Consider the following 14699-nt stretch of genomic DNA (forward strand, 5'->3'; position numbering starts at 1 on the left):
GCTCCACCCACGTCGTCGAAGGAGCCCTGAGTGATCAACGCGGATGCCGTCGTCGTCGGCGCGGGACCGAACGGGCTCGTAGCCGCCAACGCCCTTGCGGACGCCGGATGGGACGTCGTCCTCGTCGAGGCCAACGACGAGGTCGGGGGCGCCGTGCGCAGCGCGGAGGTGACGGCGCCCGGCTACGTCAGCGACCTGTTCAGCGCGTTCTACCCCCTGGCCGCGGCGAGCCCGATCATCCGGGACCTCCACCTCGAGGAGCACGGCCTCGTGTGGCGCCGGGCCCCGCACGTGCTCGCCCACGCGCTCGAGGACGGCAGCGCCGCGGTGCTCTGCTCACGGGCCGAGGACACCGCCGAGGGGCTCGAGGCGCAGGCCGCCGGGGACGGCGACGCCTGGCTCGAGCTGGTCGCCGGCTGGGACCGCGTGCGCGACCCGCTGCTCGACGCCCTGTTCACGCCGTTCCCGCCGGTCACCTCGGGCGCCCGGATGCTGCGCCGGCTCGGCGCCGCGGGCACGCTCGACTTCGCCCGCCTCGGCGTGATGCCCGTCCGCCGGCTCGGTGAGGAGCGGTTCTCCGGCCGCGCGCCGGGGCTGCTGCTCACGGGCAACGCCATGCACTCAGACCTGGCGCCCGACGCCGCGGGCAGCGCGTTGTTCGGCTGGCTGCTGTGCATGCTCGGTCAGGACGTGGGCTTCCCGGTGCCCGAGGGAGGCGCAGGAGAGCTCGCAGCGGCCCTGCGGCGACGGGCCGAGAGCCTCGGCGTGCGCGTGCTCACCGGCACCCCGGTCACCACCGTGACCACCGCTGCCGGCCGGGCCACCGGGGTCCGGCTCGCCGACGGCACCGAGGTGCGCGCCCGCCGCGGGGTCCTTGCGGACGTCCCCGCCCCGGCGCTGTACGAGAAGCTCCTCGCCGACCACCCGCTGCCGCGACGGCTGCGCCGGGACATCGGCAGGTTCCAGTGGGACAACGCCACGATCAAGGTCAACTGGGCGCTCGACCGCCCGGTCCCGTGGACGGCGCCCGGGGCCCACGGCGCCGGCACGGTGCACCTCGGCGTCGACCAGGACGGGTTCGTCGGCTTCTCCGCCGACCTCACCGTGGGGCGGGTCCCGCAGCGGCCGTTCATGCTGTTCGGCCAGATGACCACCTCCGACCCCACGCGCTCGCCCGCGGGCACCGAGTCCGCGTGGGCCTACACCCACGTGCCGCACGGCATCGACTGGAGCGGCCAGCAGCTGGCCGACCACGTCGACCGCATCGAGTCTGCGGTCGAACGCGTCGCCCCCGGCTTCCGCGACAGCGCCGTGGCGCGACACGTGCAGTCGCCGAGCGACCTCGAGTCGGAGAACCCGAGCCTGGTCGGCGGGGCGATCAACGCCGGTACGTCCGGGCTGCACCAGCAACTCGTGCTCCGTCCCACTCCCGGCCTGGGCCGGCCTGAGACCCCTGTGCCCGGGCTCTACCTCGCCAGCGCCTCGGCCCACCCGGGCGGTGGCGTCCATGGGGCCTGCGGGTGGAACGCCGCGCGCGCGGCGATCGGGGCGAACGGCGCCACCGGGGGCGTGCGCCGGGCACTCACCCGTACGGCGTGGGCCCGGCTCCTCAAGGACTGAGGCGGCCGAGCCGACCGGCTCGCCCGCCTCGAGTGGTGTGTCCGCTGGGGCCGGTCAGCCCTGGGCGACCCGCTCGCGGTGGCGCCCCTCGGCCAGGTAGGCGAGGCGGCGCAGCGCCTCGACGTTGCGCGGGCCGATCATGAGCTGCCGCAGGGGTTTCGGCACGAGCGTGCCTGGCCCGCGGACCGCATCCTCCTCGATGGTGACGGTGCAGCCGCTGCCCCGGGGAGTGATGGTCAGGACGACTCGCGCCTCGCCAGCCGGCCAGCCGCGCGCGGTCAGGACCAGCTCGGTGTCGGGCACCGAGCGCTCGACGTGCGTGGTGTCGCTGATGACCACCGGCCACAGGCCGAAGGAGTGGTGGATGCGCGCGCCCTCGCCGGGCCACGAGTGGTCGACGTCGCGGACCCTGGACGCGCCCACGACCCACGTCGCGTAGGCCCACCCGTCGGAGAGCACCTCCCACACGGCCTCGCTGGGCGCGTCGACCTCGCGGGTCACGGTCACCACGCCGTCGTGGGCGCTCTGGCTGGTCTGCTCGTCCATGTCAGGTCCTTCGTTTCGTGGTGCTGCGGATGGCGCTGGAGGCCAGGCCGGCCCCGGCGGCGGCGAGACCGGCCCCGGCGGCCAACGGCCGCAACCAGTGTCGTCCCCATCGCCCGTGCACCGCCTCGCCCGCGGGGGTCGGGGCGAGGACGTTGCCGGGGGAGTCGACGGCCTCGTCGCGGGACAGGCCGCCCGCCTTCATCAAGGGCGTCACGAGGACGTCGAAGACCGCCGGCAGCAGCCGGAACCCGGCCACGACGACCTGGTTGGCGATGCCGACCGAGGTCTCCCGGCGCGGACGCCACAGCGCCTCCACGACCGCCCGGGCCACCTTCTCCGGGGGGTCGACCGGGGGCGGGGGACGGCCGTGGCGCTTGAGGTAGGTGCCTGCCTGGAGGTAGACAGGGGTGTCGACGCCGCCCGGCCAGATGAGGCTGACCTCGGTGCCCGGGGTGCTCCGTGCCTCGATCTGCAGGGTGCGCACGAGCCCGTGCACGCCCCACTTGGGGGTGACGTAGGAGCTCATGTAGGGCGTGCTGATCTTGCCCAGCAGGGAGCCGAGCACGACGAGGCTGCCGCCACCCGAGGCCGCGAACGAGGCCAGCGCGCAGCGGGCGACGTTCGCGGTGCCGCCCAGGGTCGTCAGGACCGCCTGGTCGAACACCTCGGGCGGCACGTCCTCGAAGCGCCCGTAGGCGAGTGCGGCGGCCGAGTGCACGACCCCGTCGAGGGCGCCGAGCTGTCGCTCGGCCTCCTCGAAGGCCGCCTCGACCGAGGCGCGGTCGCTGACGTCGGCGACGACGACGACGGCCTGCGCACCGCGCGCCTCGCACATCGCCTGCACGTCGGCCAGCGCCTGCGCCGACCGGGAGAGCAGAGCCACGGCGGCACCCTCCTCGGCCAGCATCAGGGCGGTCGCGCGCCCGATACCGCTGGATGCCCCCGTGACCAGGACCGTCCTGCCGGTGGACTCCGTCACGGCTGCAGGATCACCTTCACGCAGCCGTCCTCCTTGGCCTGGAACATCTCGTAGCCACGGGGAGCCTCGTCCAGCGGGAGCAGGTGCGTCGCCAGGTCCTCGGTGCCGAGCGGGTCCGCCGGGTCGAGCACCAGCGGCAGGATCTCGTCGACCCAGCGCTTCACGTGGCACTGGCCCATGCGCATGGTGATGCCGCGGTCGAACATCTCCATCATCGGCATCGGGTCCATCTCGCCACCGTAGACGCCACTGACCGAGACCGTGCCGGCGCGGCGGACGGCCTTCAGGCAGGTGTTCAGAGCGTCGAGCCGGTCGATGGCCGCCCGGTCGATGAGGGGCTTGGCCAGGGCGTCGGGCAGCAACCCGACCGCGGTCTGGGCCGCCTTGGCGCCGGGGGAGCCGTGGGCCTCCATGCCCACCGCCTCGAGGACACCATCCGGTCCGCGACCACCGGTCATCTCGATCAGCGCGGAGGGCACGTCGTCGACCTCGCGCAGGTCCAGGGTCTCGATGCCGTGGCGCGCCGCGAGGGCGAGCCGCTCGGGCACGAGGTCGACCCCGATGACGCGGCCGGCGCCGAGCTGCTTGGCGATGCGGGTCGCGAACTGGCCGACGGGCCCCAGGCCGATCACGGCCAGGGTGCCCCCGGGCTCGACGTCGGCGTACTTCACACCCTGCCAGGCGGTCGGCAGGATGTCCGAGAGGTAGAGGAAGCGGGTGTCCGGCCCCTCGTCCGGCACCTTGACCGGGCCGAAATGGGCCTGCGGCACACGCAGGTACTCGGCCTGCCCGCCCGGCACCGCGCCGTACAGGCTCGTGTAGCCGAAGAGGGTCGCGCCCTTGCCCTGCTCGCGGACCTGGGTGGTCTCGCACTGGGCGTAGAAGCCGCGCTCGCACATCCAGCACGAGCCGCAGGAGATGTTGAAGGGGATGACCACGCGGTCACCGGGCTTGATGTGGGTGACCTCGGACCCGACCTCCTCGACGATGCCCATCGTCTCGTGGCCGAGGATGTCGCCCGGTGTGAGGTAGGCGCCGAGGACCTCGTAGAGGTGCAGGTCGGAGCCGCAGATGGCCGTCGACGTCACCTTGATGATCGCGTCGGTGGGTTCCTGGATCGTCGGGTCAGGGACCTCCTCGACCCGTACGTCGCGCTTGCCCTGCCACGTCAGTGCCTTCACGTGCGGTCCTCCCTGTCGCGGCCGCACTTCGGTGGGGGCGGCCGGCGTCTGTGGAGCCCCTGCCCCGTGGCCGCCCGTGCCAAACCCCCGCGCTGCGTGCCTCCCTATGTGGGGACGGACACGGTGGCCACCGGCGCCGGCGACTGCCCGAGGTGGGCCAGGAGCTCGTCGGTCGACTCGAACCGCCTGGTGCGGGGCAGGACGGACAGGTGCCAGAGGAGGTGGCTCGGCGCGTGCTGGCGCACCAGCGCCGCGACCAGGTCGTCGTGGGTGCCGGGGAAACAGGCGGCCGGGAGGTGGTCGAAGAGGTCCTCCAGCCACGCCGGCGGCGGAACCGTGCCGGGTGCCGGCGAGCAGGGGGGGCGGAGCACGGTGTTGGTGGTCATGCGGCCTCGCTCGGGTCGTCGCGCCGTGACGCGGTCCGCGCGACCCCGTCGTCGCGCGCAAGAAGGCCTCTACCCCGCATCGCCGCAGGTCAAACGGCCACGGCAGCACGCCACCCGGCCCGCGCTTTTGGAGCCGGGTGACGTGCCGAGGGCTGACTACCCGGTGACGGGACGCGGAAACGGACAGTCCGGACGTACCGGGCGCGATGTCCCGGAAGCGGTCCGGGAAGCGTCAGACAAGCCTCAGGGGAGCTGGTGGCGGTGGCTGCTGTTCACCTTGTCGGCGACGTCGGCCAGCTTGGTGTTGGTGCGGGTCGAGGCGCTGCGCAGGATCTCGAAGGCCTCCTCGTCGCTCACCGAGTGGGCGGCCATGATCAGGCCCATTGCTTTGCCGATCTCGCGGTTGCTCGTCAGGCCCTTGCGGAGGTTCTCGGCGCTCGCCGTCTGCTCGGCGGCCGTCAGGGCGACCGAGGTGAAGGCCGCGAGCACGGCGCCGATGTCGGCCGACTGCTGGGTCAGGGCGCCAGGGGCGTCGGAGAAGACGTTGAACGCTGATCGGGACTCGATGCCCTGCTGGAGGCGGTAGCCGATCATCCCCCGGACGGGAGTGCGCTCGAGCGTGAGCCGGGCCAGCTGCGGCCACGTGCAGCCGCGCGTGATGTCGGCGTCGCGCTGGACCGAGTCCTCCAGGATGCTGTCCAGGCAGGGGCCCTCGCCGGCCTCGGTCTCCAGCTCGTCCATGGTGCGCGCCACGTCATCGCTGGCGGCTCGGCTCCGCAGCGACCGGTCCGCCTGCAAGGTCGAGATGGAGGTGTGGTCCGCGCCGGGGATGATCTCCAGCGCTTGCCGGCAGATGGCGTCGAGGACCTCCTGGGCGTCCGACCCGGCATACACGAGCTGGGCGAGCGCCGCGAAGGCCTCGGTGGCCTCGGGCGGGATCGTCTCGGTCATGCGCACCAGTATCGCCGCCCGCCACGGGTGTGCGCACCGGTGCCCTGGCGCGAGATGCTGGACGGCGCGTAGGGCCGTGTCCCCCCGTGGACGGGCGGTGGGCGGCGGGTCAGCCGGCGTCGTCCACGCGGTAGTCGATGGGCTTGCAGACGCCGCCGTTGGACTTCTCCGCGGAACAGGCGGTGAGCCCCACGTGCAGGTCCATCTCGGCCCGGACCACGAACCGGTCACCGGCGACGGAGGTCGGCGGGTCGATGTGCAGCTCGCCGCCCGGCTCGGGCCAGACGTTCATGAAGATGTTGAGCGTCGTGCCGACCTGGTCGGCGACCACCCCGAACGGCGCAAGGCCCGTCGCGAGGTTCTCCAGGCAGCTGGGGTGGTACGCGCCCTCGAACTCTGGGTAGAGCAGGTCGAAGGTCTCCTGGCTGCACGGGGTGAGCAGGAAGTCGTGCCGGCCGCAGGTGTCCTCGACGATGGTGAGCATCGGCCGGCTGCGGTTGCTGTACAGCGTGTGGCCGGTGGTGACGTAGATCGAGTTGGCGTAGTCGATGGTGCGCCCGCTCGAGAGGCGCTCGTCGTGGTCGTCGGCCGCGAAGCAGTACAGGTCGCTGACCTGCCCGCCGGTGGGGTCGATGACGGTGAGCTGCTGACCGGCGCGCAGCAGGAACCCCGTGCCCGTCTGCGGGGCCAGCGTCATCGTGCCTGCGGGTGCCTCGGTCGTGCTCATGCCGTCTCCTCGTCGTCGAAGCTCACCGGGGCCGTCCAGCCCTCGGGGACCAGGCGGCCGGAGTACTGGCGGGCCTCCGAGCTGCGCCCGTGGTCGGCGACCATGGGGTTCACCGAGCCCTGGAGGGCCTGGTCGCGCCGTCGGATCGTGTCACGCATGCGCTCGAAGCGCTCGGACTGCCGGAGCTCCTCGAACTGCTCGTGCAGGTTGAACACCAGCGTGGGCAGCGGCGTCCGGCGCGCGATCCGGGAGGCCGCGGGGTGCAGCCCCACGACGAAGTACGCCGTGCCGGCGAGGCTGAACGCGAAGTGCGGGTCGGCCGGATCGGGCGACACGTCCGGGTTCCACTCGGCGTCGTCCGCCTCGTGCAGCAGTCCGAGCTGCTGCCAGAGCCGTCGCTCGAACTGCGCCTCGTCGGTCGTGGAGGCGCCGCGGAACACCGCCACCAGCGAGGCGAACCCCGCCGAGCGGTCGGTGGTGGCGGCGAACGCGGTCAGGGCCTCGACCAGGGCGCTCGTCGACTCCGGGGTCGCGAGCTCGTCGAGGACCACGACCGTGGCGCGGTCGCGGTTGAACACCGACCGCGCCCCGAGGCACGGGTAGTCGGGGTGCAGCACCATCGCCTCGACCGCGGCGGTCACGTCGTCCGCGCTGCTGTCGCGGCCCTGCTCCCCGGCCAGCCGGGAGAGCAGCTCCGGCAGCTCGGGGAGTTCAGGCGCCTCGGAGGGGCGGGGGAGCTCGGTGGTGCTCACGCTCAGGACACGACCGCGTCGACGGCCTTCTTGAGGGCGCTCGGCTGGGCCGGGGACCGCGGCGCGCGCTCCTTGGCCTCGAGCAGCTGGACGCCCAGGTCCCGCAGCTGGGTGCGGCTGAGCCCGTCGCGCACCTTGGGGAACCAGTCCTGCTCCTCCTCGTCCATGTGGTGCCGGACGTTCTCGATCAGCACCGTGGTCTTGGCGGTGAAGCGCTCGTCGGAGGGCTTCATCGCCGCGAGCTCCATGACCAGGACGTCGGCGACGTGGTGCTCCTCGTAGGACTCGAGCACGTCGTCCTCGAGGTCGGGAAGCAGCCGCCGCACCTCCGGGTACATGACCTCGTTCTCGATGTAGGTGTGGACCGTCAGCAGCTCGATGACCTTGGACACGATGGAGCCCTTGCGGGACTCGGTCGTCGTCGACTTCTCGAACTCGCGGAACAGCGCGCGAACCTCCTTGTGGTCCTCGCGGAGGATGACGATGGCGTCCTGGGACATGGGTTCTCCTGGGGTCACGAAATGGCCCTGTGCGGGCGGAGTGGGATCGGTGGGATGCAGGGGGCCTACCCGCTCTGGGGATGCGCCAAACGCCCCCGCGCGGGCCTTTGCAGCGGTTGCGGGTCCGGTATGGGGGTGGTTGTGTGGGTCAGGAACACGTGGTCCAGCAGCGGTGCCACCGTCTTCTCCTTCACGAGACGGGACCACCATGGGAACCCTTGCACCGCCGACCACCCGGCCGAACTTCACCGCCGTCCCCACCGTCCACGAGACCACTGTCCACGAGAGCACTGTCCACGAGACCGAGCCGCACGGCCGGGCCGACGCGCTCCTGGCCGAGGCGCAGGACTGCGCGGACCGCGACACGGCCCTCCGGCTGCGCCAGCAGGCTGTCGTCCTGACCCTCGACCTCGCCGACCGCATCGCCCGGCGCTACGCCGGCCGGGGCATCGACCTCGAGGACCTGGTCCAGGTCGGCCGGATGGCGTTGGTCAAGGCCGCGAACGGGTACCGCACCGGCTGCGGGCACGGCTTCGTGGCCTACGCGGGACCCACCATCGCCGGCGAGATCAAGCGTCATTTCCGCGACTGCGGCTGGGCCGTGCGACCGCCCCGCCGTCTTCAGGAGGTCAGGGCCGACCTGTCCTCAGAGCAGGAGCGGCTCACCCACGACCTGCACCGCGACCCGACCACCGCCGAGCTCGCCGAGGCGCTCGGCGTGGCCCCTGAGGAGGTCGTCCGCGCGCGTGAGTGCAGCGCCGCGTACCGCGCGGTGTCCCTCGACCTGCCGGTCGACCACGACAGCCACCCGGTGGAGGTCGTGGCGCGCGAGAGCCTGGACATCGACCGGATGCTGCGAGTGGACTCGGTGCTGCACGCCCTGCACGCGCTGACCGAGCGGGAGCGCCGCATCGTGCACCTGCGCTTCGTCGAGGACCGCACGCAGTCGGAGATCGGCGAGGTGCTGGGGGTCAGCCAGATGCAGGTGTCGAGGCTGCTCAGCTCGATCCTCGCCAAGCTGCGGCACGGCCTCGACGAGACCGAGCGCGCGGCCTGACGTTTGGGCCGACAGCCGCCGGGGCACGGTGGTCGCAAGGAGGTTGACCATGATCATGCACGACTCCCATCTGCGCCCCGACGGGACCACCTTCCCGCCGGTGACGCCCGACCCGCCCCCGCCGCCCGGCTACCGGTCTCCGGAGGTGGGCGACGCGCTTCCCGGGGAGGAGCCTGCCGCGTCGGACGAACCTGCCGCCGCGGAGGAGGCAGCCGACGAGGAGTCGGGCGCGCAGCCCCGCGAACGCACCGACGAGCCGGAGGCCGAGGAGCCGCCGGACTGACCCCGTGCCTGTCCGGCGGGCTGTTTCACGAGGGTTGGAATACACCCCCAGGGGGTATGGTTGGACACGCCATGAGCGACTCAACGCACGCGCACCCCAACGGACTCACCGGCGTCTCCTGGCAGCAGGCCATGGCCGCGACCCTCCACTGCCTCACCGGCTGTGCCATCGGTGAGGTCCTCGGCATGGTCGTCGGGACGGCGTTCGGTCTGCACAACCTGGCGACCGTGGTGCTGTCCGTGGCGCTCGCCTTCGTCTTCGGCTACAGCCTGACCATGCGGTCGGTCCTGCGGTCGGGGCTCGACCTGCGGGCCGCGTTCGGGGTGGCGCTCGCCGCCGACACCGTGTCCATCGTCGTGATGGAGGTCGTCGACAACGGGTTCATGCTCGTCGTGCCCGGCGCCCTCGACGCCGGCCTCGCGACGACGCTGTTCTGGGTGTCGCTGGTCGTGTCCCTGGCCCTGGCCTTCGTGGTGACCGTGCCCGTGAACCGCTGGCTGATGTCCCGCGGCAGGGGCCACGCCGTGGTGCACGCCCACCACCACTGACCTGCAACCCGGTGCCGGGTCGTCAGCCCCTGCCCCGGAGTGGGCCACCGCCCCGGAGCGGGGGCGCTGCGCTACCGTAGGGGCCATGGCACGGCAGCTCCTCCTTCCCTAGCCGCGTCGGCCCCCGGACCACCGAGGCCGCCGCGGCCAGCCCCTCCCGCGCGAGGGGCTTTGTCATGAGCAGGCCCGGCCGGTGGACCGGCCCGGCGAGAGCAGCCACCGTCCGCCACGACGCACGACGACCCGAGGACACCATGAGCGAGACGCCGCACCGCTACACCGCCCAGATGGCCCAGCAGATCGAGCTGGCCTGGCAGGACCGCTGGCAGGAGGAGGGCACCTTCCACGCGCCCAACCCCGCCGGCCCGTGGGCTGAGCCGGAGAAGGTCGGCGACCGCGAGAAGCTGCTCGTGCTCGACATGTTCCCCTACCCCAGCGGGGCGGGCCTGCACGTCGGGCACCCCCTGGGCTACATCGCGACCGACGTGTTCGCGCGCTACCACCGCATGACGGGCAAGAACGTCCTGCACTGTCTGGGCTACGACGCCTTCGGCCTGCCTGCGGAGCAGTACGCCGTGCAGACCGGGCAGCACCCCCGCAAGACCACCGAGGCCAACATGGTCGTGATGAAGCGCCAGCTGCGCCGGCTGGGGCTGGGGCACGACGACCGTCGCACGATCGCCACGATCGACCCCGACTACTACACCTGGACGCAGTGGATCTTCCTGCAGATCTTCAACTCCTGGTACGACGCGGACGCCGTCCGTCCGGACGGCGGCGTCGGCCGTGCGCGCCCCATCGACGAGCTGGTGCAGGAGTTCGCCTCCGGGGCCCGTCCGGTGCCCGGTGGTGCCGACTGGGTGTCGCTGAGCCCGCTCGAGCGGTCCGCGGTCCTCGACGACTTCCGCCTGGCCTACACCTCGGAGGCGCCGGTCAACTGGGCCCCCGGCCTGGGCACGGTGCTGTCCAACGAGGAGGTCACCAACGACGGGCGGTCCGAGCGCGGCAACTACCCGGTCTTCAAGACCAACCTGCGCCAGTGGATGATGCGCATCACCGCGTATGCCGACCGGCTGGCCGACGACCTCGATCGCGTGGACTGGCCGGACAAGGTCAAGGCCATGCAGCGTAACTGGATCGGGCGTAGCCAGGGAGCGCGCGTCGCGTTCCCCGTGGTCGGTCACGACGCCTCCATCGAGGTCTTCACCACGCGTCCCGACACCCTGTTCGGCGCGACCTTCATGGTCCTGGCGCCGGAGCACCCGCTCGTCGAGTCACTGGCCCCGGCGGGCGGCTGGCCCGAGGGCACCAACGCGGCGTGGACGGCGGGGGAGCCGTCGCCGCAGGCGGCCGTCGCGGCATACCGGCTCGCAGCCTCGCGCAAGAGCGAGATCGAGCGGCAGACCGAGGGCAAGGACAAGACCGGTGTGTTCACCGGCGCGTTCGCCACCAACCCGGTCAACGGCCAGCAGGTGCCGGTGTTCGTCGCCGACTACGTGCTCATGGGCTACGGCACCGGCGCGATCATGGCCGTGCCGGCGCAGGACGAGCGCGACTGGGACTTCGCCGCGAAGTACGAGCTGCCGGTGGTGCGCACCGTGCAGCCGTCCGAGGGGCACCCGGAGGACCAGGCGTTCACCGGCGAGGGCGCGGCGATCAACTCCTCCAACGACGAGGTGTCGCTGGACGGGATGGCGGTCGCCGAGGCCAAGGCGACGATCATCGACTGGCTGTCGGCCAAGGGGCTCGGCGAGGGCACCGTGAGCTACAAGCTGCGCGACTGGCTGTTCAGCCGGCAGCGCTACTGGGGTGAGCCCTTCCCGATCGTCTTCGACGAGGACGGGGTCGCCCACGCGGTCCCGGACTCGATGCTGCCGGTCGAGCTGCCGGACGTCCCTGACTACTCTCCCAAGACCTTTGACCCCGACGACTCGTCCTCGCAGCCCGAGCCGCCGCTGGGCCGGGTGCAGGAGTGGGTGGACGTCGAGCTCGACCTGGGTGACGGGCGCGGCGTGCGCAAGTACCGCCGCGAGACCAACACCATGCCCAACTGGGCGGGGTCCTGCTGGTACTACCTGCGCTACCTCGACCCGGCCAACCACGACGCGTTCGTCGACCCGGCCAACGAGGCCTACTGGATGGGCCCGCAGGCCGCGCCCGTGGCCGGTGCACCCGAGGGGGCCAAGGACCCCGGCGGCGTCGACCTCTACATCGGCGGCGTCGAGCACGCCGTGCTGCACCTGCTCTACGCCCGCTTCTGGCACAAGGTGCTGCACGACCTGGGCCACGTCAGCAGCGAGGAGCCGTTCCGGAAGTACTTCTCGCAGGGCTACATCCAGGCGCCCGCCTACCGCGACCACCGCGGCCAGCCGGTCGAGGCGTCCGAGGTCGTCGAGGTACCGGACCACTCCGGTGGCGAGTCGTCGTACACCTGGCAGGGCCAGCCGGTCACGCGCGAGTTCGGCAAGATCGGTAAGTCGCTGAAGAACGTCGTCAGCCCCGACGAGATGTGCGAGCAGTACGGCGCCGACACCCTGCGCGTCTACGAGATGTCGATGGGCCCGCTCGAGCTGAGCAAGCCCTGGGAGACGCGTGCCGTCGTCGGAGCCCAGCGGTTCCTGCAGCGGTTGTGGCGCAACGTGGTCGACGAGGAGACCGGTGAGGTGCGGGTCGTCGACGCACCCCTGGACGACGCGACGGCCCGGGCGCTGCACCGGACGATCGACGCGGTGTCACGCGACTTCCCGACGCTGGGGTTCAACACCGCCATCGCCCGGCTCATCGAGCTCAACAACGCGCTGACCAAGCTCGACGCCGTGCCCCGTGAGGCCGCCGAGAAGCTGGTCGTCATGGTCGCGCCGCTGGCCCCGCACATCGCGGAGGAGCTGTGGTCGCGGCTCGGCCACGAGGAGACGGTGACCTACGCACCGTTCCCCGTCGCCGACCCGGCGCTGCTCGTCGAGGACACCGTCACCTGTGTCGTGCAGGTCAAGGGCAAGGTGCGCGACCGGCTCGAGGTGCCGGCCGACATCAGCGAGGACGCGCTGCGCGAGCAGGTCCTGGCGCTGCCCAAGATCCAGGCAGCCACCGAAGGTGGCATCCGGACCGTCATCGTCCGGGCGCCCAAGCTGGTCAACGTGGTGCCGCTGTAGGTCTGGGCGGCTCGGTCGGGTGGCCGCGGAGTGGTGCCGCTCCGCGGCGCCGGCGACCGGTAGCCTGCGCTCGTGAACGTCGCGATCGTCACCGACTCCACGGCGTACCTGCCGCAGTCCGTCGTGGCCGAGCACGGCATCGAGGTCGTGCCGCTGCACGTCGTGATCGGCGGCACCGAGTTCAGTGAGGGCGTCGACGTCACGACCGCCGAGGTCGCGGTGGCGCTGCGCTCCTTCCGGCCGGTGTCGACGTCACGGCCGTCGCCGCAAGCGTTCCTGGAGGCCTACGAGCGGGCGGCCGCCGCCGGGGCGGAGGCCATCGTCTCGGTCCACATCTCGGCCGACATGTCCTCCACCGTCGAGTCGGCCCACCTCGCAGCACAGCAGTCGCCGGTCCCTGTGACCGTGGTCGACTCGAGGTCGCTCGGCATGGCGATGGGGTACGGCGTGGTATCTGGCGCCGAGGCCGCGGCCAGTGGCGCGTCCGCGGAAGACGTTGCGGGAGTAGTGCTCTCGCGCTCGGTGGCATCGAAGGTGGTGTTCTACGTCGACACCCTGGAGCACCTGAGGCGCGGTGGCCGGATCGGGTCGGCATCCGCGTTCCTCGGCTCGGCGCTGGCGATCAAGCCGATCCTCGAGCTCGCCGACGGGCACATCCGTCCGCTGGAGAAGGTGCGCACCTCCTCGCGCGCGCTGGCCCGGCTCGAGGAGATCGCGGTCGGTGCTGCGGAGGCCGCGGAGCACGGTGTCGACATCGCCGTGCACCACCTCGACTCGGCCACCCGCGCCGAGGACCTCGCAGCGCGGCTGCGCGACCGCGTCCCGACGGCGCACGAGGTGACGGTCGTGGAGCTCGGTGCCGTCGTCGGCGCCCACGTCGGGCCCGGGACGCTGGCGGTCGCCGTGTCGCCACGGACGGCCTGAGGCGGGCGTGGTGAGCGTCGGTCACGCGTCGTTCTGGGAGCTGGCCGAGGTGCCCGTGGCATCGGCGGTCGCGTTCGTCGTCGGGGCGGTCAACCCCGCCACGATCCTCGCCCGGATCCTCGGCAAGGACCTGCGCCACACCGGCTCCGGCAACCCGGGCGCGACCAACGCCGGCCGGGTCCTCGGCCCTCGCTGGGGAGTCGTCGTCGGTGTCCTCGACGTCCTCAAGGGCCTGCTGCCCGTGGTCCTCGCGCAGCACCTCTTCGGCACCGTCACCGCCCTGTGCGTCGGGCTCGCGGTGGTGCTGGGACATATCTGGTCGCCGTTCCTCAAGGGCCAGGGCGGCAAGGGCGTGGCCACCTCGCTCGGGGCGATCCTGGCGGTCGAGCCGTGGTTCGGCCTGGTCATGGTGGTCGTCTTCGTGCTGCTCGTCTGGCGGCTGCGGTGGGTGGCTGGGGCGTCGGTGTCGGCGTGCATGCTGCTGTTCCTGCTGGGGCTGCTCTCGTGGGCGCGGTGGGTGCCCTTCGGGTCCCGCGACACCGGGGCGTGGTGCGTCGTGGTGGCCCTGCTCGTGATCTACCGCCACCGGCGCAACATCGAGCTGTGGGTCTCCGCCCGGCGAGGGAGCTCCTCGGCCGCCTGATCGGTTCGCGCTCGGTAAGTCGACGCGGGGCCGGGGCCGTCCACAGCCGGCGCTGCGTGCGTTCGTCGTCCACAACGCCGGGCGGCGTCGTCGTTCGCCGACGAGACCTTTCCTAGCGTGCCGGTATGCCGTTGCGTCGTCGTCCGCCCGAGCCCTCACCCCGCGTCCGCCGCCTGCTCGACGGCTCGGCGACTGCACCCCCGACGCCACAGGTGGCCCAGCCGGGGGCGGGCGCCGCGGACTCGTCGCGCACGCAGCCCTCGCCCTTGCCCTCGCCACGTTCCGTCCCCGAACCGGGGTCGCCACGGCTCGTCCCCGAGCCGGGCGCGGAGGTGGTCCCGTGGCAGCCGGCTCGGTCATGGATCGAGGCGGTCGACCCGGTGGGGGAGGGCCCGAGCTCGGGCCCCCACCCGTCGCCCGGCCGCGGTCGACCCACCGCCACGACCGAGC

At 72.4% G+C, this 14699-nt stretch carries 15 protein-coding genes; 7 read left to right on the forward strand and 8 right to left on the reverse strand.

The annotated features are described in order from the left end of the window. The first annotated feature begins 30 nt into the window (after positions 1-30). Positions 31-1620, forward strand: a complete 1590-nt coding sequence (locus ASG70_RS10395; RefSeq protein WP_056883723.1) for an NAD(P)/FAD-dependent oxidoreductase — start codon at positions 31-33, stop codon at positions 1618-1620. Between the two features lie 54 nt (positions 1621-1674). Here the strand turns inward: ASG70_RS10395 and ASG70_RS10400 are convergent, their stop codons facing one another. The 8 genes from ASG70_RS10400 to ASG70_RS10435 all read right to left on the reverse strand — a co-directional run bounded on the left by ASG70_RS10400 (position 1675) and on the right by ASG70_RS10435 (position 7642). Beyond that, the gene (locus ASG70_RS10400) at positions 1675-2166 is read right to left on the reverse strand and encodes an SRPBCC family protein (RefSeq protein ID WP_082590460.1); all 492 of its coding nucleotides are present in this window, start codon (positions 2164-2166) and stop codon (positions 1675-1677) included. 1 nt (position 2167) lies between these two features. Next, positions 2168-3145, reverse strand: a complete 978-nt coding sequence (locus ASG70_RS10405; protein WP_082590462.1) for an SDR family oxidoreductase — start codon at positions 3143-3145, stop codon at positions 2168-2170. Further along, positions 3142-4326, reverse strand: a complete 1185-nt coding sequence (locus tag ASG70_RS10410) for a zinc-dependent alcohol dehydrogenase (protein ID WP_056883724.1) — start codon at positions 4324-4326, stop codon at positions 3142-3144. The genes ASG70_RS10405 and ASG70_RS10410 overlap by 4 nt, the downstream gene beginning before the upstream one ends. 104 nt (positions 4327-4430) lie before the next feature. Next, positions 4431-4712, reverse strand: coding sequence for a DUF2795 domain-containing protein (locus ASG70_RS10415; protein ID WP_056883725.1), 282 nt, complete (start codon positions 4710-4712; stop codon positions 4431-4433). A gap of 243 nt (positions 4713-4955) precedes the next feature. Beyond that, on the reverse strand, positions 4956-5663 hold the full coding sequence (locus tag ASG70_RS10420) for a GAF and ANTAR domain-containing protein (RefSeq protein WP_056883726.1): 708 nt from the start codon (positions 5661-5663) through the stop codon (positions 4956-4958). 109 nt (positions 5664-5772) lie between these two features. Further along, positions 5773-6390, reverse strand: a complete 618-nt coding sequence (locus ASG70_RS10425; RefSeq protein ID WP_200949241.1) for a DUF1989 domain-containing protein — start codon at positions 6388-6390, stop codon at positions 5773-5775. Next, positions 6387-7142, reverse strand: coding sequence for a guanitoxin biosynthesis heme-dependent pre-guanitoxin N-hydroxylase GntA (gene gntA, locus ASG70_RS10430; RefSeq protein WP_056883727.1), 756 nt, complete (start codon positions 7140-7142; stop codon positions 6387-6389). Before gntA ends, ASG70_RS10425 begins: the two co-directional genes overlap by 4 nt. A gap of 2 nt (positions 7143-7144) precedes the next feature. Then, positions 7145-7642 carry a hemerythrin domain-containing protein gene (locus tag ASG70_RS10435; RefSeq protein ID WP_056883728.1) on the reverse strand — a complete coding sequence of 166 codons (498 nt, stop codon included), beginning with the start codon at positions 7640-7642 and terminating at the stop codon, positions 7145-7147. A 208-nt stretch (positions 7643-7850) separates the two neighbouring features. Here ASG70_RS10435 and ASG70_RS10440 point away from each other — a divergent pair, with 208 nt between their 5' ends. The 6 genes from ASG70_RS10440 to plsY all read left to right on the forward strand — a co-directional run bounded on the left by ASG70_RS10440 (position 7851) and on the right by plsY (position 14249). Next, positions 7851-8699 carry a sigma-70 family RNA polymerase sigma factor gene (locus ASG70_RS10440; RefSeq protein ID WP_056883729.1) on the forward strand — a complete coding sequence of 283 codons (849 nt, stop codon included), beginning with the start codon at positions 7851-7853 and terminating at the stop codon, positions 8697-8699. 49 nt (positions 8700-8748) lie between these two features. Further along, positions 8749-8982, forward strand: a complete 234-nt coding sequence (locus ASG70_RS10445; RefSeq protein ID WP_056883730.1) for a hypothetical protein — start codon at positions 8749-8751, stop codon at positions 8980-8982. Positions 8983-9053: 71 nt separating this feature from the next. Next, positions 9054-9530, forward strand: coding sequence for a DUF4396 domain-containing protein (locus tag ASG70_RS10450; RefSeq protein WP_235531441.1), 477 nt, complete (start codon positions 9054-9056; stop codon positions 9528-9530). A 254-nt stretch (positions 9531-9784) separates the two neighbouring features. Further along, positions 9785-12682 (forward strand): leucine--tRNA ligase, encoded by a 2898-nt coding sequence (leuS, locus tag ASG70_RS10455; RefSeq protein ID WP_056883732.1) that lies wholly within the window; start codon positions 9785-9787, stop codon positions 12680-12682. 72 nt (positions 12683-12754) lie between these two features. Further along, on the forward strand, positions 12755-13606 hold the full coding sequence (locus ASG70_RS10460; RefSeq protein WP_056883733.1) for a DegV family protein: 852 nt from the start codon (positions 12755-12757) through the stop codon (positions 13604-13606). Between the two features lie 10 nt (positions 13607-13616). Further along, complete coding sequence (plsY, locus tag ASG70_RS10465) at positions 13617-14249, forward strand: glycerol-3-phosphate 1-O-acyltransferase PlsY (RefSeq protein WP_235531442.1); 633 nt, start codon at positions 13617-13619, stop codon at positions 14247-14249. Positions 14250-14699 lie beyond the last annotated feature (450 nt).

The sequence above is a fragment of the Phycicoccus sp. Soil748 genome (genome assembly GCF_001428025.1).
Taxonomy (GTDB): domain Bacteria; phylum Actinomycetota; class Actinomycetes; order Actinomycetales; family Dermatophilaceae; genus Pedococcus.